Origin of the sequence: Mucilaginibacter kameinonensis (assembly GCF_003675385.1) — a bacterium.
Classification (GTDB): domain Bacteria; phylum Bacteroidota; class Bacteroidia; order Sphingobacteriales; family Sphingobacteriaceae; genus Mucilaginibacter; species Mucilaginibacter kameinonensis.
On sequence record NZ_RCWZ01000006.1, the window covers coordinates 175,243 to 200,090 of the forward strand.

21 protein-coding genes are annotated in these 24,848 nt (G+C 42.6%); 13 read left to right on the forward strand and 8 right to left on the reverse strand.

The genetic code is table 11. From position 1 onward, the window contains the following. Nucleotides 1-22: 22 nt before the first annotated feature. Nucleotides 23-2,773 (reverse strand): DNA gyrase/topoisomerase IV subunit A, encoded by a 2,751-nt coding sequence (locus EAH55_RS27920; RefSeq protein ID WP_121812583.1) that lies wholly within the window; start codon nucleotides 2,771-2,773, stop codon nucleotides 23-25. A gap of 303 nt (nucleotides 2,774-3,076) precedes the next feature. Here EAH55_RS27920 and EAH55_RS27925 point away from each other — a divergent pair, with 303 nt between their 5' ends. From EAH55_RS27925 to EAH55_RS27940, 4 genes are all read left to right on the forward strand, one after another. After that, nucleotides 3,077-3,778: a hypothetical protein gene (locus tag EAH55_RS27925; protein WP_162997079.1), complete on the forward strand. Its 702-nt coding sequence runs from the start codon at nucleotides 3,077-3,079 to the stop codon at nucleotides 3,776-3,778. A gap of 497 nt (nucleotides 3,779-4,275) precedes the next feature. Beyond that, nucleotides 4,276-6,174, forward strand: a complete 1,899-nt coding sequence (locus tag EAH55_RS27930; RefSeq protein WP_121812585.1) for a DNA topoisomerase IV subunit B — start codon at nucleotides 4,276-4,278, stop codon at nucleotides 6,172-6,174. A gap of 166 nt (nucleotides 6,175-6,340) precedes the next feature. Further along, on the forward strand, nucleotides 6,341-6,832 hold the full coding sequence (locus EAH55_RS27935) for a cytidine deaminase (RefSeq protein WP_121812586.1): 492 nt from the start codon (nucleotides 6,341-6,343) through the stop codon (nucleotides 6,830-6,832). Then, nucleotides 6,832-7,491: a GDSL-type esterase/lipase family protein gene (locus EAH55_RS27940; protein WP_121812587.1), complete on the forward strand. Its 660-nt coding sequence runs from the start codon at nucleotides 6,832-6,834 to the stop codon at nucleotides 7,489-7,491. The genes EAH55_RS27935 and EAH55_RS27940 overlap by 1 nt, the downstream gene beginning before the upstream one ends. A gap of 64 nt (nucleotides 7,492-7,555) precedes the next feature. Here EAH55_RS27940 and EAH55_RS27945 read toward each other — a convergent pair whose 3' ends face one another. Beyond that, a complete protein-coding gene (locus EAH55_RS27945) occupies nucleotides 7,556-7,984 on the reverse strand; it encodes a nuclear transport factor 2 family protein (RefSeq protein WP_162997080.1) in 429 nt (142 codons plus the stop codon). A gap of 173 nt (nucleotides 7,985-8,157) precedes the next feature. On the opposite strand from EAH55_RS27945, the gene EAH55_RS27950 reads away from it, so the two are divergent. From EAH55_RS27950 to EAH55_RS27975, 6 genes are all read left to right on the forward strand, one after another. Then, the gene (locus EAH55_RS27950) at nucleotides 8,158-8,670 is read left to right on the forward strand and encodes a YdeI/OmpD-associated family protein (RefSeq protein ID WP_121812589.1); all 513 of its coding nucleotides are present in this window, start codon (nucleotides 8,158-8,160) and stop codon (nucleotides 8,668-8,670) included. Between the two features lie 15 nt (nucleotides 8,671-8,685). Next, a complete protein-coding gene (locus EAH55_RS27955) occupies nucleotides 8,686-9,021 on the forward strand; it encodes a winged helix-turn-helix domain-containing protein (RefSeq protein ID WP_121812590.1) in 336 nt (111 codons plus the stop codon). Between the two features lie 117 nt (nucleotides 9,022-9,138). After that, a complete protein-coding gene (locus EAH55_RS27960; protein ID WP_121812591.1) occupies nucleotides 9,139-11,145 on the forward strand; it encodes a TonB-dependent receptor plug domain-containing protein in 2,007 nt (668 codons plus the stop codon). Between the two features lie 184 nt (nucleotides 11,146-11,329). Beyond that, nucleotides 11,330-12,472, forward strand: a complete 1,143-nt coding sequence (locus EAH55_RS27965) for a cytochrome-c peroxidase (protein ID WP_244228394.1) — start codon at nucleotides 11,330-11,332, stop codon at nucleotides 12,470-12,472. Between the two features lie 11 nt (nucleotides 12,473-12,483). Then, nucleotides 12,484-12,978, forward strand: a complete 495-nt coding sequence (locus EAH55_RS27970) for a molybdopterin-dependent oxidoreductase (RefSeq protein ID WP_121812592.1) — start codon at nucleotides 12,484-12,486, stop codon at nucleotides 12,976-12,978. A 104-nt stretch (nucleotides 12,979-13,082) separates the two neighbouring features. Beyond that, nucleotides 13,083-13,541 (forward strand): hypothetical protein, encoded by a 459-nt coding sequence (locus EAH55_RS27975; protein WP_121812593.1) that lies wholly within the window; start codon nucleotides 13,083-13,085, stop codon nucleotides 13,539-13,541. A gap of 57 nt (nucleotides 13,542-13,598) precedes the next feature. Here EAH55_RS27975 and EAH55_RS27980 read toward each other — a convergent pair whose 3' ends face one another. Next, nucleotides 13,599-13,901, reverse strand: a complete 303-nt coding sequence (locus EAH55_RS27980) for a DUF4286 family protein (RefSeq protein ID WP_090530427.1) — start codon at nucleotides 13,899-13,901, stop codon at nucleotides 13,599-13,601. 120 nt (nucleotides 13,902-14,021) lie between these two features. Further along, entirely contained in the window at nucleotides 14,022-15,830 is a 1,809-nt protein-coding gene (locus tag EAH55_RS27985; protein WP_121812594.1) for a tetratricopeptide repeat protein, read from the reverse strand. Nucleotides 15,831-15,985: 155 nt separating this feature from the next. Here EAH55_RS27985 and EAH55_RS27990 point away from each other — a divergent pair, with 155 nt between their 5' ends. The 3 genes from EAH55_RS27990 to EAH55_RS28000 are packed head-to-tail and all read left to right on the forward strand — an operon-like array spanning nucleotide 15,986 to nucleotide 20,227. After that, entirely contained in the window at nucleotides 15,986-17,878 is a 1,893-nt protein-coding gene (locus EAH55_RS27990; protein ID WP_121812595.1) for an alpha/beta hydrolase family protein, read from the forward strand. A 6-nt stretch (nucleotides 17,879-17,884) separates the two neighbouring features. After that, the gene (locus EAH55_RS27995) at nucleotides 17,885-19,531 is read left to right on the forward strand and encodes a sensor histidine kinase (RefSeq protein ID WP_121812596.1); all 1,647 of its coding nucleotides are present in this window, start codon (nucleotides 17,885-17,887) and stop codon (nucleotides 19,529-19,531) included. Nucleotides 19,532-19,534: 3 nt separating this feature from the next. After that, the gene (locus tag EAH55_RS28000; protein WP_112568747.1) at nucleotides 19,535-20,227 is read left to right on the forward strand and encodes a response regulator transcription factor; all 693 of its coding nucleotides are present in this window, start codon (nucleotides 19,535-19,537) and stop codon (nucleotides 20,225-20,227) included. A gap of 186 nt (nucleotides 20,228-20,413) precedes the next feature. Here EAH55_RS28000 and EAH55_RS28005 read toward each other — a convergent pair whose 3' ends face one another. Genes EAH55_RS28005 through EAH55_RS28020 form a run of 4 tightly spaced genes read right to left on the reverse strand, consistent with a single transcriptional unit; the run spans nucleotide 20,414 to nucleotide 24,788 of the window. Further along, complete coding sequence (locus tag EAH55_RS28005; protein WP_121812597.1) at nucleotides 20,414-21,040, reverse strand: class I SAM-dependent methyltransferase; 627 nt, start codon at nucleotides 21,038-21,040, stop codon at nucleotides 20,414-20,416. A gap of 3 nt (nucleotides 21,041-21,043) precedes the next feature. Next, a complete protein-coding gene (locus tag EAH55_RS28010; protein ID WP_244228395.1) occupies nucleotides 21,044-21,934 on the reverse strand; it encodes a UbiA family prenyltransferase in 891 nt (296 codons plus the stop codon). Nucleotides 21,935-21,965: 31 nt separating this feature from the next. Next, nucleotides 21,966-23,267 (reverse strand): metallophosphoesterase, encoded by a 1,302-nt coding sequence (locus tag EAH55_RS28015; RefSeq protein WP_121812598.1) that lies wholly within the window; start codon nucleotides 23,265-23,267, stop codon nucleotides 21,966-21,968. Nucleotides 23,268-23,282: 15 nt separating this feature from the next. Further along, nucleotides 23,283-24,788: a sigma 54-interacting transcriptional regulator gene (locus tag EAH55_RS28020; protein ID WP_091215521.1), complete on the reverse strand. Its 1,506-nt coding sequence runs from the start codon at nucleotides 24,786-24,788 to the stop codon at nucleotides 23,283-23,285. Nucleotides 24,789-24,848 lie beyond the last annotated feature (60 nt).

The following is a 24,848-nucleotide window of genomic DNA, read 5'->3' on the forward strand; positions in this document are numbered from 1 at the left end:
TTTTATTACCGGTGGCCTGATATTAAAATAGCCCTAATTGTCCCTGGTCGTCCATGTCGATGTCGTCGGGGTTGGTGATCTCAAAATCGATCTTTTTGGGTGGTTTTGGTGCCTCTTCTGATTGATCGGCTGGTGCTGCCGGTTCATCGTTTTGAACAACCTCCGGTTGTTCTTCATTTACCTCTGTTGATGTTGTTGCATCTTCTTCGGTGGTTTCAGTTTCTGCTTCTGCTGTTTCAGATTCAGTTTCCTGTTTAATGCCATCACTGATTAATTCAACTGATTTTACCGGGTGCTGTGAAAGTCGGTTGCCCATGGCTTTCATACCTTTAACATCAATGACATCTGCCAAATTGAGTTCAAGGGTTTCTGGCGTTTGATCTTTGCCTTTCAGGTGTGTCATGCTGATTACCGGCGCGGTATGACCAAGCAACACCATTTTTGATCCGGCTTCTTCGCTGATCAGGCTTACCTGTTTGCCTACCGCTATGTTTTCAAATGCGAAACGCTTAACAAGGTAGTTTTTAGATTTACCTTCGATGTGCACTATCGAAAATACGGCCTGCGGATCATACTTTTCGATAAGGATCATCTTATCATCAAAGTGATTATTTAAATCGAAGCTGCTTAGCTCATAAACGCCGTTGCTAAGCACGGTAAGGATGCGGTCGTCGCCATCAAATTCGCCCAGGTATTTACCGCGGCTATCGGCATTTAAGCGTTTTAAAATTTCATCATACCAGATCTTGCGACCGGCCAGGGTTGAAACACCTTTGCTTTTCAGTATGATTTTCTTGACCGGGTATTTGGTAATGATATTACCCATCGAACCGCGGCCTTTGATAGCTATTGAAGCAAAGTCCTCGTCAAACTGCAGTTTCTTGAGTTTGGAATGAGGTTTAAGCTGTACGTTCACCACCTCGGCTTCGCCGTTAGGATTGGCAGTAAAGTACAATACTTTTGAGCCTTTGGTACCCTTGGTCAGGTCGTATTCTTTATCGCGGGTTACGCCCACTACCGAGAAGCGTTTGATATAGCTGATGCCGCTTTCGCCATCCTTATATATCATGTTGTAAACGGTACGCTCATCGTTCTTTTTAAACACGGCAACGTGGATAATGTCTTTGCCCACAAAAACCTTGTCCTGTACCTTAGTGATGATGCAACGTCCGTCACCCCTGAAAACAATGATCTCATCAATGTCTGAGCAATCGCCAACATACTCAACCGACTCGTCTTTTTTCAGACCAGAGCCAATGAAGCCGTCGGCCCTGTTAACGTATAGCTTGATATTAGCCAAGGCTACCTGGGCAGCCTCCACCTTATCAAAGGTGCGCAGCTCGGTTTTACGTTCGCGGTCCTTGCCGTATTTATCCTTTAGTTTCTGGAACCAGGCAATGGTGTATTCGGTAAGATGTTTCAGGTCGTGTTTAACCTGTTTTATCTCATTCTCGAGCGCCTTCATCTGCTCATCCGCTTTTTTAACGTCAAAGCGGGTGATGCTGCTCATAGGTTTATCTATCAGCTTTTTATAGTCTTCGGGCTGTATGGTGCGATAAAACTGGGGGAAGAAAGGCTCAAACAAGCGGTTCAACACTTCAAGCACTACCTCAAAATTGCCAGAGTTTTCGTACTCGGGGTTTTTATACATCCCCTCCTGGATAAAGATCTTGAGTAAGGAGCTGAAGAAGATCTTCTCCATCAAATCTTTTAACCTGATCTCCAATTCCTGCTTAAGCAAATCTTTGGTGAAGAACGTGCTTTCGGTGAGCATATCGTTCACGCTCATGAAACGCGGCTTATCATCCTGAATTACACAGGTGTTTGGTGATATGGATACCTCGCAATCAGTAAAAGCGTAAAGCGCGTCGATAGTTACATCGGGTGAAATACCAGGTGCCAGGTGAATGATGATCTCAACATCCTTAGCGGTATTATCCTCGATCTTTTTGATCTTGATCTTACCTTTGTCATTAGCAGAGATCACGCTATCTATCAAACCTCCTGTAGTGGTGGTAAAAGGTATTTCGGTAATGGCCAGCGTTTTTTTATCGCGCTCAATAATTTTAGCCCTTACGCGTACCTTGCCACCACGCTGTCCTTCATTGTATAACGAGGCATCGGCCATACCACCTGTCGGAAAATCCGGCATCAGGTTAGGACGCTCACCTTTTAATACAGCTATAGAAGCTTCGATTAGTTCGATAAAGTTATGTGGTAAAATTTTGGTGGCCAAACCTACCGCAATACCCTCGGCACCTTGCGCAAGCAGTAGCGGGAACTTTACCGGCAGGGTAATAGGTTCTTTATTACGACCGTCATAACTGGCCTGCCAAACGGTTGTATCCGGATTGAAAACAACATCAAGTGCAAACTTCGACAAACGAGCCTCAATATAACGCGGAGCAGCAGCCGAGTCGCCGGTTACCGGATCGCCCCAGTTGCCCTGGCAGTCAATCAAAAGATTTTTTTGGCCAATCTGAACCATGGCATCGCCGATAGAAGCATCACCATGCGGGTGATATTTCATGGTATTACCAATAACGTTGGCGGCTTTGTTATATCGCCCGTCGTCCATCTCCTTTAACGAATGCAGGATACGGCGTTGTACCGGCTTTAAGCCATCATTAATATGCGGAACGGCCCGGTCAAGAATTACATATGATGCATAATCAAGAAACCAGTTTTCATATAACCCATCGAGTGAGGTAACAGTATGTAGTTTTTCTTCATTAGGGTTTGGTGTATCGTTTTGATGCAGATCGTCACTCATTATTCAATAAAAACTTTTGGATTGGTAAAGATACGGATTATGTGTTGATGTGGAGATGAGGTAAACTATATTTTAATGAACAGACAATTTGTAATTGCATCAAAATTGTTACGTTTGTCTTGATTTTAACAGGTAACAATTGTAAATTGATAGCGTAAAAATCATTGGTATAACAATTAAATAATTGATCTCTCCGTTAAAGCACCGTACAATTAATTAATGGTACGCGAATTTTGATTAATTAATTGTTTATATATTTACCTATGGTGTTAAGCAAGGATTTTTTCTTGCATACCCCCTAAAATGAAAACTATTTTGAAGCTAACCCGGCCCTTATTACTTATGGCTTTATCGTTGCTGTGCTTTATAAAAAGTATTGCCCAGATAAATCCACGGCCGCTATATGCCCAAAATAACAAGAAACACACCGCTACGAAAGCTAAGCCTGGCTATTCAAAATATCCATCAGGTACCGACCAGTTTAAGGAGTTTACCAAACTTGTAGCACAGGCCAATGTAATTTACATGCAACCTAAAGGGTTCAAAGAAATTCCAGCGCCCAATGATGAGGATTTTTCGTTTGATTACGCCCTGCAGTTACCCGGGCAGGATTTTGAAGTGTGGTTTCAGGTAAAATCCCAAAAGCAAAACTATACCAGCTACGAGCAGGGGCAATATGATATTGACCGTGAAACAGAAAATCCGGATTCGATATATATTAACATGAGTAAAGCCCATGCCACTGCGTTTACGGGTGAGCGTGAAAACCCGATCCGTACTATACCGCCCACTGTTTTAAAACGTTACAAAGCCGATGCCGGAAAATCATACCTGCTAAACCTGCTCGATCTGCCCGCAACCAAACATTACAAATACGCCTTGTTGATAGCATTGCAGCGTAACCATACCGGCACTATCATGGCCGTTTGCTTTACCAATGATAAAGGCCCTGAGTTTTTTAAAAACGTTGACAGGGCAAGTAATTGTTTAAAGTTTAAGCCGTAAGATTTTCTGATAATCAGGAAATAAGTTTCTACTTGAGAATAGCTGCGTATAAACAATGTGGTATTATGCACCGGCAGGTGCTACCTGTTTGTAGAAAAGCTTAAAAGCAGTTTTTGCGCCGTAGGTGCTACCCCGACGGAGCGGAGTATGTTGGAGGGGGTAGCCTCTACGAGGCAAAGGTTTGTTGCCGTTATTTTGCTACAAACAGGTATCCCCTACGGGGAATTAGGAGGTAATAAAATTGTGTAGGCGCGTTGGCTTGAGAAGGGGCGGGGGGAGACGAATGATAGCTGGCGTGTGTCTCTTCGTCTCGATCATAATGCTTATAACACACCCCTCCACCCCTCTCAAGAGGGGAATCGCACGGCCCCTGCTTTTTATAAGGATTCTATCCCCAATGTTAATAAGTTGATATCTGTTTCCCGGTAATTAAGCCGGAAGTTTTATTTTTGCAGTTAGGCGTATTTTGCGCTGTTTTAATTTTCTACTTTATATACATGGCAGAACCAGTTAATTATAGTGAAGATAGTATCCGCTCCCTCGATTGGAAGGAGCACATCCGTTTACGTCCCGGTATGTATATTGGTAAACTGGGCGATGGCTCTGCTTATGACGATGGTGTTTACGTACTGCTGAAGGAGATCGTAGATAACTCGATAGATGAGTTTGTGATGGGATCGGGCCGTACCATCGAGGTTAACATGAGCGATCATAAGGTATCTGTGCGTGATTATGGCCGCGGTATCCCTTTAGGTAAAGTGATCGATTGCGTATCTAAAATAAATACAGGCGGTAAATATGATAGTAAGGCTTTCCAGAAATCGGTAGGTTTAAATGGTGTTGGTACTAAAGCGGTTAACGCGCTTTCCAACTCGTTCACCGTACAATCATACCGCGATGGGCGCACTAAACTGGCCGAATTTGCCAAAGGTGAGCTCATTCGTGATGAAAGCGAAAAAGATACCACTCAACGCAACGGTACCGCTATCAACTTTGTTCCTGATGATACCATTTTCAGGCATTACCGGTTTATCCCGGAGTTTGTTGAAAGCATGATCTGGAATTACGTGTTCCTGAACGCGGGCCTGACTATCAACTTTAATAATCAAAAATACTTTTCGGAACGAGGTCTTTATGACCTGCTTACCCGTAATACCGATGCTGAGACTTTGCGCTACCCGATTATTCACCTGAAAGGGGAGGATATTGAAATAGCGATGACCCACGGCCAGCAATACGGTGAGGAATATTACTCGTTCGTGAACGGCCAAAACACCACCCAGGGTGGTACGCACCAGGCGGCTTTTCGCGAAGCGGTAGTAAGAACCGTGCGCGAATTCTATAAAAAGGAGTTTGACGCTTCGGATATCAGGGCTTCAATTGTTGCCGCTATAGCTATCAAGGTGCAGGAGCCGGTGTTTGAGTCGCAAACCAAAACCAAGCTGGGCTCACAAAACGTTGGTCCGGATGGCCCTTCGGTACGTGGTTTTATCAACGACTTTGTTAAAAAGGAACTTGATAATTACCTGCATAAAAATACAGAAGCTGCCGATGGCTTACTGAAACGCATCCTGCAGTCGGAGCGTGAGCGTAAGGATATTGCTGGTATTAAGAAACTGGCTAACGAACGTGCCAAAAAAGCATCCTTACATAACCGCAAACTGCGCGATTGTAAACTGCATTTTGACGATACGCACGAACGTAAACAGGATACTACCTTATTCATTACTGAGGGTGACTCGGCCAGTGGTTCCATCACCAAATCGCGCGATGTGATGACACAGGCCGTATTCAGTTTAAAGGGTAAGCCGCTTAACTGTTTCGGCCTAACCAAGAAAGTAGTTTACGAAAACGAAGAATTTAACCTGCTGCAACATGCACTGAATATTGAAGACGGCCTTGATGCTTTGCGTTATAACAACATTGTGATAGCTACCGATGCCGATGTGGACGGTATGCACATCCGCCTGTTGCTGATGACCTTCTTCCTGCAGTTTTTCCCTGATCTGGTGAAGGCCGGGCACGTTTCTATCCTGCAAACACCATTGTTCCGTGTGCGTAATAAAAAGGAAACCATTTATTGCTACAGCGATGAGGAACGCCGCAACGCCATAGCCAAGTTAGGTAACAAGCCTGAGATCACCCGATTTAAAGGTTTGGGTGAGATTTCACCTGACGAATTTGGCTTGTTCATTGGCAAGGATATGCGCCTTGACCCTGTAATATTAAGGGATGCCAACATTAAAGCGCTCCTGGAATATTTCATGGGTAAAAACACACCAACCCGTCAAATGCACATTGTAAACAACCTGCGGGTTGAAAAGGATGATGAAACCATCAATCCAACATTAGCTAAAGAAGCTGATGCTGAGGAAGAGTTGCCGGTAGCAGTATAAAGAACCATGATTTGCCTGATTAAAGGATTCCCCTGAATATAGTAACATAGGGAGGCTTTGATCAGGCTTTTTATATCATGGAAATCAAATAATCCTAAAAATCAGGATTCTTATTGAAAAATTTCCTTATCTTGTTTCCCCCTGTTTTTTAAAGGGCGAATATTGTATGATAAGTCACGAAATAAAAATAGCCTTTGATGAATACGAGTCATTGGCCGATCTTGATAAAGCCGACAGGCAGCTATGCCTTGAAGCTCAGAAAGCATTAAAAAACTCACACTCTCCATATTCAAAATTCCGTGTTGGGGCTGCGCTTCGTTTACAAAGCGGTAAAATTTTACATGGCAGCAACCAGGAAAATGTAGCCTATCCATCGGGCTTATGTGCCGAACGTGTAGCACTGTTTAACTGGGGCGCCAATCATCCCGACGATCCTATTGAGGCCATGGCTGTAACGGCGCATTCGGATGAATTTCCAATTGTAAAGCCAATTACCTCATGTGGCTCATGTTTGCAGGTATTAGCCGAATGCGAAAAGAAGCAAAATCAGTCAATAAAAATTATATTGCACGCCGAAGATGGTCCGGTATGGATTATCAAAGGCATTGAAAACCAATTGCCGTTTTTATTTTTTGAAGAACGCATAGCTACCCCGTAATGAAAATAAAACTGTTTTTATTCTTTATCGGCCTTGTATTCAGCGCCGGTGTATCGGCCCAGCAGGGCTTCCCGTTTGACAACGAGATCAGGGCTTTTAAACACCAGGACAGCGTAAGCTTTCCCAAGCCAAATGGTATTTTGTTTATCGGTAGCTCGTCTATCCGCAAGTGGACCGATCTGGAGCAGCGATATGCTGGCAAGCCAATTATCAGAAGGGGAGTGGGTGGCTGCGAATTGTGGCAGATAGCTGATTATTACACGCCTTATATCCTGTTTCCGTATAAACCGCGCAAAATTTTTATTTACGCCGGCGAAAATGATATAGCGGCGGGCAAATCAGCCAGGGATGTAGCGGCTTCATTTACCAAGCTTTGGGAACTCATTCATCAAAAGCTGCCAAACGCCGAGGTGTATTTTATGTCGATAAAACCAAGCCCGGTTCGGGCTAAATACTACGATGTTGTTTACGCCGCAAATGAGCTGGTGAAAAATTACCTGAAAGGTAAACCCAAAAGTTATTATGTAGACCTGGTTCCGTCTATTTATAAACCCGGTACCACCCAACCCGATTCAAGTTTGTTTAATGACGATTACCTGCACCTTAACAGCAAGGGGTATGATCAATGGCAAAAGGTGCTTGATCCGCTGGTAAAATAAAAAAGGCCCCGCACCAAACGGGGCCTTCACCTACTTACATATTAAACACTAAACTAAAACTTGCTTATTTAAAAACGCTGTACACGTTTGTGATTTTCCAGCCGCTGCCGGTGTTGGTAACGGTTACATAATTGCTGCGGGTAAAAGTGTTGTATTTCATATCAACTTTTACTACTGCCAGGTCATTGTTGCTTTCAACAATTGAAGTACTGGTGATGCAATCCTGCTCGGTATTTTTGTTGGCTTTTAATAAATCAACTACTTCGGTTTTGCTAAAACTTAATACTTTAGTGCCGCGTAGCATGCTGAATTTTGCCGACTGATCTACCACATCGTTAAAGCCCTGGATTTTGCCGCGGGTCATGGCATCAATGTATGTGTTGATCGCATAATTTTTGGTTAAGTTATCGCCATCTATTTTATTTGCTGCTTTTGCTGCGGTGCCTGCTACTAAAAGGGCTAAGCCAAGCATGATTGATTTTAAAGTTTTCATATTGTTGTTGTTTTTAAGGTTTTTAAATTCTAAATTGTTTTTATACTCATAAGACATCCCTACCACGCATTACGTTACAACATAAGCCACTAAATATGACGATTTAACAAACATTTAACATTTTCGCATATTTTTTAGGAATCATGATAACAGTATGCCGTTAAATAATACTTATGGTTGATTTTAATACCATTATTTTACAATTTGCCGAACAGGGCGAAAAAACCGGGTGGACATACATTGAAATTCCGGCTGATATAGCACAGGAAATGAAGCCCGGAAATAAAAAATCATTCCGGGTGAAAGGTAAGCTTGATGAATTTGAAGTACGCGGAATGGCATTAATGCCCATGGGTGAAGGCAATTTTATCATGGCCTTGCGCCGGGAAGTCTGCAAATCCATCCATAAACACCGCGGCGCCATGCTGAGGGTACGTCTTGAGCCCGATGACGATTTCAAATATATTATTCCCGATGATTTACAGGAGTGTTTAGAATATGAGCCCGAAGGCGGTGAATTTTTTCATAGCCTTGCCGAAAGCCACCGGGGATATTTTATAAAGTGGATTGATAGCGCCAAAACGGAAGCTACCCGTGCCAACCGGATAGCCAGTACGGTTAATGCCATGGTGCGCCGTATGGACTATGGCCAGATGTTAAGGGCGCAAAAAAAGGCAAGGGAGTAATAAATGACGCAAACTATGAGTATCCCTCCATTTAAACTTAACGGCCGTATCTGGTTAGAAATAGACGAAGAAAAAGTACTGGGGCATGGCCGGGTTGAACTGCTTGAGCGGATCCATGAGTCTGGCTCTATCAGGCAGGCTGCACTGCAAATGAAAATGTCATACAAGCAAGCCTGGGACCTGGTGAATCATATCAATAATGGTTTCAAACAACCGCTTGTAATCTCAAAGCGAGGAGGGAAGGGAGGCGGAATAGCCTTGCTTACGCCTTTTGGACAGGAAGTTATTGAGGAGTTTAAAGAATTGCAGCAAAAATTCTTTAAGTTTTTAGAAGAAAACGGGAAAAAGTAAAAGTTTTATTGCTTTTGCAGGCGAAAATTTCAGAATTGGCATTGATGTCTGAATAAATTATCGAATCTATTCTGCATTTTTGCGTTATACTTTTAAAAATATAACGAAAATCACTGTATGAGAAAACAATTACCTATTTTAACTCTGTTTTTTATTGCTGTAATTATGTTTTGCCACGGCAATGCTATCGGGCAAACAGCAGATACAAGCAAGAGCGTATTCAACCTTGGCCAGGTAAATATTATCGGTATCAAGGATAGTGTTCGGTCAAGCAAGCTAAATATCCATACCCTTAATTTGTATAACAGGTACGATGTTTCTCACGCGCTTAACCTGCTGCCCGGTGTTATACTTACCGCGGTGGGTCCAAGAAACGAATCGGCTATTAATGTGCGTGGTTTTGATATCAGGCAGGTACCGGTTTATTTGGATGGCGTTCCGCTTTATGTGCCTTACGATGGTTATGTGGACCTGGCCCGGTACAACACTTTTAATTTGTCTGAGATCATTGTATCTAAAGGATATTCGTCTGTACTCTTCGGCCCTAATGCCGAAGGTGGTGCCATTAACCTCATCAGCCGCAAGCCGGCTAAGCCATTTGAATTGAATGCCGTTGCCGGTTATTTAAGTGGAGCATACCGGCTAAATACTAACATCGGCGGTACCTTTGGTAAGTTTTATTACCAGGTATCGGCTTCTCAATTAAAGCGCGACTACTTTCCGCTATCTTCAAAATTTACACCTGTTAAAAACGAAGACGGTGGCCATCGCGATAATTCATACAGTAATGACGTAGACGTAAGCGGTAAAATTGGCTTCACCCCAACAGCATCCCAGGAATATGCCGTTGGTTATACCTATCACCATGGCACCAAAGGCACTCCTGTTTATGCCGGCGATGATACTCAGAACTCTTTATTTAAAAACCCACGTTACTGGAAATGGCCAAACTGGGATACCCGTGGTTTGTACTTATTGAGCAATAATAAACTCAACAGTACAAACGTGATTAAAACCCGCTGGTATTATGATCAGTTTAAAAACGAGATAGATAGCTACGATAACGCGTCATACAATACCATCACCAAGCCTTATGCCTTCAGAAGTATTTATGACGATTATACCCTTGGTGGCAACGTAACTTTTGAAAACACCGATCTGAAAAATAACAATTTCAGCGTAGCCGCCCATTTTAAGCAGGACGTTCACCGCGAACATAACATTGGTGAACCTACACGCCGCGACGCCGATAATAACTTCTATATCGGAGCTGAAGACACTTACCATATAACATCCGCATTGAAAGTAAACGCCGGCGTGGCTTATAACGACAGGCGCAGCACCCAGGCCCAGCAATACACCAACAATACAATCAGCGATTTGCCAGCCAACAGTAATGGTGCCTGGAACGTACAGGGCTTAATTCAATACGATGTTGATAATGCTAATTCATTAAGCTTTTCGGTAGCGCGTAAAACCAGGTTTGCAACTATTAAAGACCGTTACTCTTACAAATTTGGTACCGCAATCCCTAACCCAGATCTGAAAGCTGAAGACGCGTTAAACTACGACCTAACTTATCACCTGCTTATTAATGACAAACTATCGCTACAGTCATCAAGTTTCTATAGCCAGATCAATAACAGTATTCAAACTGTAAATAATGTCGCTGTTGATCCGGTAACCAAAACCAACCAATCGCAGGTACAAAATGTTGGTCGTGCCCGATATTATGGCGGGGAACTCGCTATTGGTTATCTAATCTCCTCACAATTTAGAGTAGATGCAAATTACACGCAGATTATACGCGATAATTTATCAAATCCGCAGATCCGTTTTACTGATGTGCCAAAATATAAAGTTTTCGCTTCGTTGCAATATTCACCGCTTGCTAAACTGTATTTCCTGGCATCTGAAGAGTATAATTCAAAAAGGTATAGCACCAGCTACGGCACAATATCCGGAGCGTTTTACCTCACCAACGTAAAAGCTCATATTACATTGGTTAAAGGCTTTGCTATTGAAGGTGGCGTAAACAATCTTTTCGACAGGAATTACACACTGGTTGAAGGTTACCCGGAAATGGGCAGAAATTACTTTGCCAACCTGATTTATAACTACTAATTTTAAAGTAGAGCATTATTATAGCCCCGCGTCATTGCGAGGAACGAAGCAATCACCGATTAGCAGATCCGCTCTGTATAGTTTGGGATTGCTTCGTTCCTCGCAATTACGATTGGTAAATCCAGACTTACGAAGTTTTTAAAACTTCGTAAGTCTTCATAACCCTGGTTTATTAGCAATTAAAGTGAAAGACAACCACGAGATAAAGCATAAACAATCATCTTTCCAACGCATGGGCAAGATTTGCCTGGTGCTGTGCCTTTTATTTGCAATTGTTGGCTTAACAGCTTATAAAGGCATGGAGCAGGTTGTGCCCATGGGCGATTATATTTTTAATTACCCCGCCAATTTTGGTAACCGGATCAATGTACCTGCTGATAACCCCACCACACAACAAGGTGTTTATTTAGGGCGATTGCTTTTTTACGAGCCCAAACTATCTGCAACCAATACCGTGTCGTGTGGCAACTGTCATCAGCAATCAAAAGCATTTACCGATGGTCGCGCTTTAAGTATCGGTGTTAATAATGGTTTAGCGACGCGTAATTCCATGTCGCTGGCTAATTTGCTATGGGCCCGGAAGTTTTTTTGGGATGGCCGGGCTGCAAGTCTGGAAGATCAGGTTTTATTTCCGCTCACTAACCCGCACGAAATGGGACAATCTATACAGGCATCGGTACAAAAGTTAAGCAATACCCTATTGTACCCCGGCTTGTTTAAAATTGTTTATGGCGATAGTACCATAACAGGCGACCGCATAGCAAAGGCCATAGCACAATTTGAGCGGACGCTGATCTCTGCCAATTCCCGTTATGATCAATACTTGCGTAATGCTTATAAACCCACCGATGACGAGCTGAAAGGAATGGAACTTTTTAACCATGGCCCTGATCCTGAAAAAGGTATCCGGGGGGCCAATTGTACCCATTGCCATGGCGGCCCTAAAACCTACCTTGAGCTTTTTCATAACAACGGGTTAGATAGTATATCAAAAGACGAAGGTATGGCAGCCTTTACGGGTTTGGTTACCGATAGGGGCCGGTTTAAAGTGCCAACCCTGCGTAACATAGCCTTGACTGCTCCTTACATGCACGATGGTCGCTTTAAAACGCTTGACGAAGTGGTTGCCCATTACAGCGAACACATTAAGCAATCGGTATCATTAAGCGCTTTTTTGCAGGGTGAATCAAATGAAATGGGAGGGCATTCGCTGAAACTGCTGCCTAAAGAAAAAAAACAATTAATTGCATTTCTGAATATGCTTACCGATTCTACCTTTATAACGGATAAGCGCTTTGGCAATCCGCATCAATCAACAAAAAATTAAACATCATATCCATGAAAAAATACGCCATTGTACTGTTGTTACTGATAGCCGGTTTAACAACCAATGCCCAAACCGCAACTAAGGAAGCTGTAATAAAAGTGACCGGTGAAGTAACAACACCACTTACTATAGGCAACGCTGAATTTCAGCAATACAAACAAACAACAGTAACCCGTAAGGACAAGGACGGTAAAGATCATACCTACTCGGGTGTACTTGTATCGGATATACTGGCAAAAGCGGGTGTTACTTTAGGCCCTGAACTCCGTGGTGAAAACCTGGCAAAATACCTTTTAGTAGAAGCCAGTGATGGTTACCAGGTGCTTTTTGCCCTTGCCGAACTGGACAAAGGTTTTACAGATCGTACTATTATTCTTGCCGATAAGGTCGATGGTCAACCCCTGGTTCCGGCCGATGGCCCATTCCGCATTATTATTCAGGACGAAAAGAAACCGGCGCGCTGTATAAAACAGGTTACGGCAATGAAGGTTATGTTTGCTAAGTAGTAATAGATGATGAGGTTTAGTTTTTGAAATGCTATCTTAGGAGGTCGTTTAACAGCGTCATTGTAATGACGTTTTTTAACAACCTGATTTAATTTAAACCTTTCATGATCCCATACAACCAGGCTGTAGAGCAGCTCGAAGAAGAAAAAGAAGAAAAAGCTAAGATTTATACTCTCAATTCAATCCGGATTACAACATTTCTGTTTGGGCCTTTGGCAGCCGGGTATTTAGTAGCTCAAAATTATAAAGCGTTTGACCAGCGGGAAAAGGTCACCGCTACCTGGATAATTGCCGTTGTAGCGTTAATTGCAGTTGTCGGCCTGGCCATTTTTACTTCAGGTATAGAACGTTTTCCTAAATTTATATTTCCGTTGGCTTATGCCTGGGGTACTTTCCTGCTTGTACAAAAATTTCAGGGCGAACAAATGAAGGAGCATTTCGCATCTGGAGGAACTACTTTTACTATTTGGCGTGCTTTGCTTGCCGGGTTAATTTGTTTAGTGGCCACCCTGGTAATCATATGCGTTATACTTTTAATGATTCCGGGCGCGCTCGATGAATAATAGGTTTATTACTATCTGCTTTTTGAAGAGAAGCAGATAGTAATAAAAAGCTTAATTTTATTCTACCTCTTCCATCAAGGTGTTGAACATTACAAACTTTTCGTTGAATTTTTCCTGGTGGGTAGCCTGGAATTTATGCAGGTGGTTCATATAAAACTGTTGAAAATGTTCAATGCTATCGGCATTATACTGAATGCAGTAAGTAACCCCTTCGTTAGGCGAATCAATAACCGTCAGGATCCGGTATGAGCTGAAATGCCCAGTAGCCATTATAGCCGGGATATGAATGGTTTTGATATAGTTAAGCCATTCGTCATGAATGGTTTCATCAATTATTATGGTATCGTTGTATACAATCATTTTCAAAAATAATCATTTTCGATTAGTCATTGAGTCATTTGGTCATTAAGTCATTTTTAAAGTACAAGGATAGATCCACGCAAAAGCAATGACATAATGACTCAATGAAATAATGACCAATTATGACGCATCCGGTTTATCGCCTCTCAATAGCCTGAAACGCTTTCGCGCTTCATTGATCCAGAGGCTGCCGGGGTAATCGGTTATAATTTTTTGGTAGTAGCTTTGGGCTATGGTTTTATCATTCAGCCGGTTTTCATAAATATCGCCCAACATAAATACAGCGTCATCTGCCCATAAGTCGGAGGGGTGTTGTTCAAGGATTTTCTTTAATAATGGCACCGCGCCGGCATAATCTTTCTGCTGGATCAGGATGCGTGATTTCGACATCATGATATCATCGTCCAGAGCATTGTTCGGAAACTTTTTGCCAATGCTATCCAATATCATAACCGCCTTTTCCGGATTTTGGGCAAAGATCTGCAGGTCGGCACGGGCATACATTTTAAGCGCTGCCCCGGTGCTATCGGCAGCAAGATTATCCTGTATTAACAACAGCAGGTTAAGCGCGTCATTGGCAATTAATTGCGATGTAGCAACTTTCAGTACATCCAACTGTCCTTTTGCCCAGGTAAAATCGCCGGTATAATAGGCTAACTTCGCGTTTCTGAACACTGCATCCTGCCCGATAGCTGTAGCCGGAAAATCCTTTTCAACCTGGCTGTAAAGCAGTGTGGCTTCCCAGGGTTGGTTGTTGAGCAGGTAAATGTCACCTAAGTCAAGTTTGCAATCGGCCAGTAAGGTTGGTCGGATATCGCTGAGTTTAGTTACTTCTTCCAGTAATTTTTGAGCGTCTTTTAGCTTATGCAGCTTGTATGCCTGCAAATTGGCAAGCTTTTGCATAGCGAAAGCTGTGCTGTTGTTACGGCCAAATTCGGTGAGCAAGTCGTTATAATCTTTTTCGAGCCCAAGTAAATCCTCCGGTAAATACTTTCCTGATGTTACCTTAAGGTTTTTGGTATTGATAAGCTCAATTTTTGAGGGAATATATAATGGCGATGTTTTTCCTTTGCTGATGATATACTCATATCCACGGATGGCCTCGTCATAAGCTTCGTTGGCAATAAAGGTGCGGCAAAGATCATAGATGCTATTGCCATCATCGTTTTGCCGGCGGCTCAAAGCCAGCGCCTGGTTAAGGGCCAGGCCAAATTCTTTTTGCTGCAGGTATTGCCAGGTTAACAGATCGGCATAAATGGTTTGCTGCGGATCTTTCTGAATGCGCCTTAGCAAAGCTACTTTCAGCATATCGTAATCGGCATTGCCTTCGTATATGCTTGAAAAAGCGTTTTCGGCCTGATTTATAAAGTTGGGGTTTTGTGGTAAAAAGTTCAGATACTCCTCGGTAAGCGATGCCTTATCGCGCTTAAAACGATAGAGGTTAATAAGTTCGTAGGTAAACGCATTATCATTTTTGAGCAGCTTACGTCCCTGCTGAAAAATTTTGATGGCATAATCAATATTGGCGCTCTGGTAAAACTGGGATGCCAGCGCGGAAATCTCACCCTGATCGGCCGGTAAGCTTTTGATAAGGTCGTCATAAATAGCATCGGCCTTACTCATATTGCCTTCCTGGGTGTAAATATTCCCCATCATAATGGCATATTGATGATCATCAGGATGGCGGCGGATTAGCTTTTTGGTGATGCTTTCGGCCTCCTCAAATTTCTTGAGGTTGAGCAGCGTATTTACATACACACTGTAATAATTCTCATTGTTTTGCTTATATAGTTTCTGATAAATTTCGAGCGCTTTTTGAGGTTCGCCATTAGCGCTGTATTGCTTGGCCAGCAGCAGTTCGTTATCCTGCGCAAGTAGCCGGGCGCTAATGCAAAAAGTAAGAATTATAACAATATATAAAGCCCTCATCTGTTCAAAAATAATCAATTAATAGAATTGATTTAGCTGGTTTAAACGTATTATTTATATAACGGTATATCAGGGTAAAATTATAGTGACATCTTGATAACATCGAAGTTATTTATCTAATTTGACAGCATTAATAAAATAGGATACTTGTAGCTATGCTAAGCCGGGCCAGATATTTTCTTATTGTAAGTTGCATAATCGCTTTCTTTTCCTGTAACCGGAACAAAGTAAGGCAAATCCCTATTATTGACTTTTTTAAAACTCCCGAAAGGAGCTTTTACCGTATATCTCCTGATGGTAAATATGTATCTTATCTCAAACCGTACAAGGATAAGCAGAACATATTTATACAATCATTGGGCGATGGTAAAGAGCGGATGGTAACCAAATTTGATGATTATTCTGTCAGGGGCGATTACTTTTGGACGTACAATAACCAGCTTGTTTTCTCGCAGGATATCATAGCTTCTGATTCGGTTAAAATGTATGCTTTTGATGTAGCTACTGATAAAAGTCGCACGATATTATCGCTGGGTAATGTGCGTATAGGTTTAGTTAACCGCAACAGGCAGCAGCCGGATATCATCACCATTAAAACCAACGAACGCGATCCTGGTAATTTTGATGTTTACCGCCTTAATGTAAAAACAAGCGAAATGAAGATCTACCTGCAAAACCCCGGTAACATTACCGAATGGTTTGCAGATGCCGATGGCCGGATCAGGCTGGAAAGGGCTTCGGATGGGGTTAACGAAACTATCCTGTTTCGTTCGGATGAGGATAAACCTTTCAAACCCATTATCGAGAATAATTTTAAAAATACGGTAAGACCCATCGCTTTTACAGGAATTAAAAATTACTTCTACGCGCTTTCAAACGTAAACCGCGATAAGATGTCGCTAGTGGAGATCAATGCCGAAGACGGAAAGGAAGAGCGTACTATTTTTAGCTGCAGCAAGGCGGATGTTACCAGTTTTGAGTATTCAAAAAACAAACATCGCATTGAATTTACCGGTTGGGACGAAGCTATGCCCCGTAAGCATTTTCTGGCGCCCGATGTGGAGCAGATGTACCGGACTATTCAGCAGCAGCTTAAAGGCAATGAGATTAAAGTTGTTGACCGCGATAGTTCTGAAAACAAATTTATCCTAAACACTTATACCGACCGTAACCCCGGCTCATTTTACCTTTTTGAAAAAAGCAGCGGTAAGTTAACTAAGCTGAGTGATATTAACTCGAGCCTTGTACCAGCAGAGCTATGCGCAATGAAGCCTATCTCATATCATGCCCGCGACGGTTTACTGATTAACGGTTATTTAACGCTGCCGCGTGGCGATAAAAGCGAAAATTACCCGGTAGTAGTTATGCCGCATGACGGGCCATGGGCACGTGATACCTGGGGATATGACGACCAGGTACAGTTTTTGGCAAATCGTGGCTACGCGGTCTTCCAGGTTAATTACCGGGGCTCAACAGGATATGGTAAAGCATTCCGTAGTGCAGGATATAAACAAGTGGGCGGCAAAATTCAGGATGATATTACCGACGGTGTGCATTGGCTTATTGATACGAAGGTTGCCAACCCTAAAAAGATTGCCATATTTGGTGGCAGGTTTGGAGGCTTTTCGGCACTTTACGGTGTTTCGTTCCATCCCGAATTATATAATTGTGCCGTGGTACAATATGGGCTCATTAACTTTTTTACCTATATTAAGGATGCCCCTCCGTTTGTTAAGCCCTATTTGAAAATGACGTACGAAATGGTTGGCAACCCGGAAACCGATGCCGATCAATTGCGGGCTATATCGCCGGTTTTTCATACCGATAAAATTAAGGTACCTTTAATTATATTCCAGGGTGCTAAAGATCAGCGTGCCAATATCAGTGAGCTTAACCAGTTTGTGCGAGAGCTGCGTAAACGGAATGTTGATGTGAAATACTTTTTAAAACCCAATGAACGCGCTTATTTCAGGAGCGAGCATAACCGTATGGAAATGTACGCAGAAATAGAGAAGTTTTTGGATAAGAACATGCGGGTTAAACCTTAAGCCTATATGGCAGTACAGAAAAACGCTTACCGGCAAAATTTTACGCTGATCACTATTTTCGTGGTGTTCATATCCATAACTTTTGTGGTAGCCCTGTTTATATCCTATAATCTTACCGCCAAGTATGTTGAGAATGAGTTTGCCTCAAAAAAGGTAGACGTACTGGAACAAACCATTAAGCCTTATTATGAATTTTTTCAGAATAAGATCCCTGAGATAACCTCATACCAGGGTTTTCTTGATTCGGCATCTGCAGGTAAATATGCCGCCTCTGTTTTTCAGGACTATAGCTTTGTGCGCAGGGTTATTTTCTATGATGCCATGATAGGGGGGACTACCGATATGACGGTGCGTAAAAATAACCTGAGCATATCGGTCAAGGCTATTTATCAGTATTGGCATGTTCATGGTAAAGTAAATGGTTCGCGCCAGCGTACGCAAGCCAACGAAGATGATTTCAGGGAAATGGCCGTTAAATTAAGCAATTACATCGCTTTTTCTGATACATCGAAGGTATCGAGCCAGGATGAGCTTTTTAAGGCATTTTGGGATGTGAAACCCGATAAAATAAGTTATACCAATATCCTGCGCCGCGAGGATGTGCGTATTTATCGCGATATGCAAATGCTGGGTAACAGCAAAGGGGCATCATACAAGCAAAATATGATGACCTTTTACCTTGACCCGTACCTGATGAAGGTAAAAAACACGCATCCTGAACTTTACGAAAATGTGTCCATTCAGCCTGTAGTGTATGATCCTGTTGATAGCGAAGGGGATAAACTCATAACGGAAGTGTCATTGCCGGTTGCTTTTTCTGATTACAAGCTATTCTTCAGTTCGGCGCAGGGTTATTTAACCGCCGAAATCAACCGCCGTTTCATGCCCATAGGGGCTATTGTACTATTAATGACGTTGTTTTTATTGCTGATAGGTTGGCTTATTTACCGTAACCTGAACGTAAACATGAAGTTGTTTAAGCTGCAGTATGATTTTATCAACAACTTTACCCATGAGTTTAAGACCCCGGTAAGTGTAATTAAAATAGCAGGTTCAAATTTGCGGGGCGACGGTGAATTAACTGAAAGGCAGCGACGCCACTACGGTAAAATACTGGACGAAGAGGCCGATAAGCTGAATGAGCTGATGAATAAGCTACTTTCATTTACGCAAATTGAAAATAAATCCATTACGCTTAAGGAAGAAGAAATTGATATAGAGAGTTTTATTAGCCGCTATATTGATACCTTTAAAATAAAGTATGCCGATTTTAATCTTAAATTTAAAATCAACGGAGTTGAAACTTTTTATACCGATCCGGTATTATTAGGGAGTGTTTTCCAGAACCTGATTGAAAATGCATATAAATACTCGCACCCTCAGCAAAAGGAGTTATTTATCAATATTTCGCATGAAAGGCGCAATATTATATTTTCATTTGCCGATAAGGGGATAGGAATACCCAAAAATGAATTGAATAACGTTTTTAAAAAGTTTTACAGGATAGAGAACCAATACAATCAAAACGGGAGCGTTGGCCTGGGTTTGGCATTTTGTAAAGAACTGGTTAATTTTATGAACGGCGATATAACTGTTTACAGTAAGGTTAACGAAGGTTCGGAATTTATAGTTACGCTTCCATACGAAAATTAAGATATGAACAAAGAAATTAAAATCGCGCTGGTTGAAGATGACGAGAACCTGCGTTTCCTGGTTGCAGAGCGTTTGCAGTCGGAAGGTTACAAGGTATTGGAAGCCGGTAACGGTAATGATGCCGAGGCCATGATCCTGGCCGAACAGCCAGATATTGTGCTGTTAGACTGGATGCTGCCCGGCAAACCCGGCTCTGAAGTTTGCGGCAATATCCGCGAAAAAGGCTTTGATAAACTTATCATCATGATGACTGCCAAAGCACAGGACGTTGATAAGATCGAGGCTTATAACTTTGGTGTATCTGATTATATCACCAAGCCATATAACATGGATGTGATGGTGGCGATGATCGAAAACAAGATCAAATTTTCGCTTAACAGCGAAAAGCCCGAATCGTACCGTTTTGCCAATATGGAGCACCTGCCAAACACGCACCTGCTTATCCGTGATGGCCGTAAGATAGAACTAACAATCCTCGAAAACAGGATCCTACTATACTTCCTGAAAAACAAAAACAAGGTAATAAACCGCGAAGAACTAATGATGGAAGTTTGGGGCTATAACGCCGATGTAAATACCCGCACGCTGGATATGCACATTGTACGCCTCCGTAAAAAAATAGAAACCAACGCCGATTCGCCGCAGTATTTACAAACCGTAAGGGGAATTGGGTATAAGTTTGTTTATAACCAGTAGTTTCAGTTTGCAGTTTTAAGTGTGCTGTTTGCAGTTTTGTAAATAGGTCTTTAAAAATATGTCATTGCGACCAAAGTGCGGCAATCTCGTAGCCATTTTATCGGAGATACTGAGCCGATGTGCGCTGGCGACGAGATTGCCGCGTCGCCCCCTTACTTTACCCCATGCTGCTCCTCGCAATGACATTTAGGAGGATAACTTCCTATACACCCTCGCCACAATAAAATCTCCAAAAAAGGTTTTATCCTCAATTACGTTATATTCAGCGGCCTCAAAACGCTTTTCAATGGCAGGTAGCCTGCTGGCTTCTATCCCGCAAAGCAGCCGAAAAAAAATAAACATGCTTTGGAGCATTACATTTTGCCACCAGCGGCCGGTAAGCTGAAAATCGGCATTGAGCCAGAGGCCGCCGGGCTTGAGCAGATCCTGCAGGTGGTTAAAAACATGGTCTACTGTTTCATCCACAAAATTATCAAATAAGAAAGGCGTGATAACCACGTCAAAACCAGCGGAGAGCTTTACGTTTTCAACAGCCTCGTTAATAAACGTAACCGTGTTTTGTCCGGTTTGCCTTTTTTGCGAGAGCGCTGTCATATTAGCCGAGATTTCCACATAGGTAATATCTAAGCCTGATGGATGTATTTTAGTAAGTTCTTCCAGAATCCAGCCGGTGCCGCCACCTGCTATGAGTATTTTACTCGCCGGGGGAATAAAGCCTAATAAATATACCTGTGCGTTTATTAATTCCTTGCCGTATACCAACCTCGAAAGCCTGTCATAAAACCATGCCGAGTTGTTATAATTGGCAGCCATGTTTTAGTGAGGGATGTATTTGAAGAAACTGAACGCTATCACCATAACGTATTGCAGGATGAGTACGCCATCCATATAAAAAAAGTAATAGTACTCATTCTTTTCCCAGGCCGATTTAAAGATGAGCCAGCCTGTAAGGAACATGGTAAGTGTAAGCGCAAAAAAATCAGGACTAAACCCGTTTTGCCTGAACAGGAACATCAGCACAATGTAGCCCGCAAGCAGTACCTGGCAAAACAGGTAGGCATTCTTCTCGCCCCAAACTACGGGAATGGTTTTTAGCCCCACTTTACGGTCGTCAAAAAGATCACGGATATCAAAAGGGATTGTTAGCGCGCCTATAAACAAAAAGCGTTTGGCTATGAGTATAGTAGTATCGCGCATGGAAATGTCTGTAAGGTGGTTGTGCATTGATTCCAGTACCGGAAACAATACGCAGCTCATGGTCCATACCAGGGTTATTAAAAAGGGTTTTAAGCCTGGGATATTTCTCAGGCCGAATTTGTGGTCGCCCACGCTAAATAAGGGCAAGCCGTACCCAAAGGATAAAACGCTGAGAAATATGAGCAGGATCTTTGATTCGGTGGTGATGATAAAGAACAGCGGAATCAACGACAGCAGCGAAACAATGGTAAACGTAACCATCAGCCTGTAATGCGCGAAGAACCAGCGTACCCTTCTGTATGGCGAACGTTGAGGCTTGGCAGGCTTTGTGATCAGGATACAGAAGTTGTAAATACCCAGTGTTGAGGTAAATAATAAACCTAAAACAGGGAACACCGGTTTTGACCCTATCAGGTGGAAGGTTAACAATGCCTGTGCTACGGCACATAGCGACATGAAAATATTACTGAAGAGCAGGAAATCTAATACAGGTTGTAATAATTTCTTCATCGGTAACGGGGTAGCGGTTTATGCCGATCCTTTAAGAATTTAGTAGTGATGGATCCTGACCTGCTTTTAATGTAAATATCGTAATCTCCGGCAATATTCCAACCCTGCCGGTTAAGCCAACAAAGCCAAAGCCAACATTTACATATAATTGTTGCATATTTTCCTGATAATGGCCAGCCCACTCGTTATAAACATATTTAATAGGGCTGTATTGAAAGTGTTCGGTGCGTACACCAAACTGCATCCCATGGGTATGGCCGGCAAACATGGCATCTATCTGCGGGTACTTTGGTAATACCTCGGCACGCCAATGTGATGGATCATGCGAGAGCAAAAGCTTTACCGGCAAATCATCGGTGTTTTTTGTTGCCAGATCCATGCGGCCGTATTTCGGGAACCTGCTGTATTCGCTCCAGTTTTCGATACCTAATATGCCTATTTCTTCACCATCAACTTTAAGTCGGCGATTTTCGTTAAGTAACAAATCCCAGCCCATATTTTTGTGGGTAGCTATCACGTCCCGGTGATTTTTATTCTTGTTGGCGAGAGAAGGCCAATATCCATAGTCGCCATAATCATGGTTGCCAAGGGTGGAGAAAACGCCAAGGGGGGCTTTTATCTTGCTGAAAATATCCTGATAGTCGGTCATTTCTGAGGCTTCGCCGTTAACCAAATCGCCGGTAAAGAATATCAGGTCGGTTTTTTCTTTTAGCAGCATTTCAACGCCGCCAAGCACTGCTTTTTTATTATAAAAACTGCCCGAGTGGATATCTGAAATTTGCCCAATTCTTAAGCCGTCAAAAGCCTTTGGCAGATTGGGTAAATACATGTTTTGATACAGTACATGATAATCATACGAGCCCTTAGGCATTGCCATTTTAATTGTAGCCAATGGAACAGTGGCGGCAAGCAGCCCTGCTTTTAAAAGAAACTCCGAGCGGGGAATGGTGTCTTGGTTAGTGGCAGTTTCCTTAGTAGTGGAAGAGTTAGTTGCAGTGGCAGCAGCAGGTGCAGTTTTGTTGCGTTTTAGAATGATTTTTCGCCTGATATCATCGGCAAAAATGAATAATATAAAAGTGAATTTGCAGATGAGCAATATAAATGTTGCCAGCAAACACCCAGCACGCACGCCTGTGCCTGCTATAATGATATAGCCACCTGTTAAAAGCGCAGCCACGGTAAGTGCCGATGTTGCCCAATAAAAAATGGCGAATGCTTTTGATTGCAGCAATCGCCATTTTTGAAATGCGCCGCGGATGCCCAGTAAAAGATACCGGTCAACCAACAGCTCAATTATAATCCAGAATAAAATACTTAGCGCTTTAAAAATCATATCAGCGCTATATATTTAGTAACGGTCGTCGTCAATATCAAGGTCATCGTCATCGGGCTGCAAGTTAAACAAACTGTTAAACATATCCGAAAACGCGAAGCCATTATCAAGGAAACCTTTATTCAATTGTGAAAACTCTGAAAGGCCGTGAAGTACAAATTCCATGAGTAGCAATTGCTGACTTTCGCTCAGACGTGGGTGGACCTTTTTAACCAGGTCTTTCAAGCCTGCAACTTCTTCCAGTGCCTTTTTGTACTCCTGCATTGGCATATCATCAACCAAAGCTACATTGTTACCGTCGCCAAACCAGTTAATGATAGCGGCGTACGGATTAGGGGCCTTTGCTTTTTTAGCCTTTTCAGGATCAGGGAAGAATGATAATAGCAAACTCTTGATAGCTTTGCCTATCAGGATGTTTGCAACCTTGCCCGGACCTTCCAGTTCGCCCTCGTAAACCAGCTCAATTTTACCGGTAATAGCGGGAATCACACCTAAAAAGTCGGTGATACGTACAAACGTTGTTTTTTCATGATTGATGATCATCCTGCGCTCGGCATTACTGATCAGGTTTTCATAAGCAGAAATGGTTAAACGTGCTGATACACCTGATTTTTTGTCGATATATTCAGAGTTGCGGGCTTCAAACGCGATTTGCTCAACCAAATTTTTTACCAGGCCATCGGCTTCGATAGCTATACGCTGATCGTCGGTAAGCGAAGCTTCCTGCTGAGTGATTTTGCGTGAAATTTCAACCGAACGTGGGTAATGCGTCAGGATCTGGCTTTCAATACGGTCTTTTAATGGCGTAACTATCGAACCACGGTTGGTATAATCTTCAGGGTTGGCGGTAAACACAAACTGGATATCCAGTGGTAAACGCAATTTAAAACCGCGGATCTGGATATCTTTCTCCTGTAGGATGTTAAATAGTGATACCTGGATACGCGCCTGCAGATCGGGCAGCTCGTTAATTACGAAGATGCCACGGTGCGCACGAGGAATTAAGCCGAAATGGATAACGCGTTCGTCGGAATAAGTTAGCTTTAGGGTAGCCGCTTTAATTGGGTCAACGTCGCCAATTAAATCAGCAACGGTAACGTCTGGCGTCGCCAGTTTTTCGGTATAACGCTCAGAACGGTGAATCCAGCCGATAGGGGTATCATCACCTTTTTCGGTTATGATGCTGTGCCCAAACCATGAAATAGGATTGTAAGGGTCATCAAATAATTCTGATCCTTCAATATATGGAATATACTCGTCAAGCAGGTTAACCAGCAAGCGGGCAATACGTGTTTTAGCCTGGCCGCGTAAACCTAATAGTAAAATATTATGGCGCGACAGGATAGCAGTTTGCAGGTCCGGAATAACAGTATCTTCAAAACCTATGATGCCTTCAAAGCCGCCTTCGCGTTTTTTAAGCTGTTCAATTAGGTTGGCACGTAGTTCATCTTTAACCGAGCGGCTTTTATAGCCAGTTTGCTTTAATTGGCCGAGGGTTTTAATATCTAATAATTTACTCATTCTATTTTTTATAGTCCGAAAGTCGGAAAGACCGAAAGTCCGGAAGTGTTTTTATTGTGA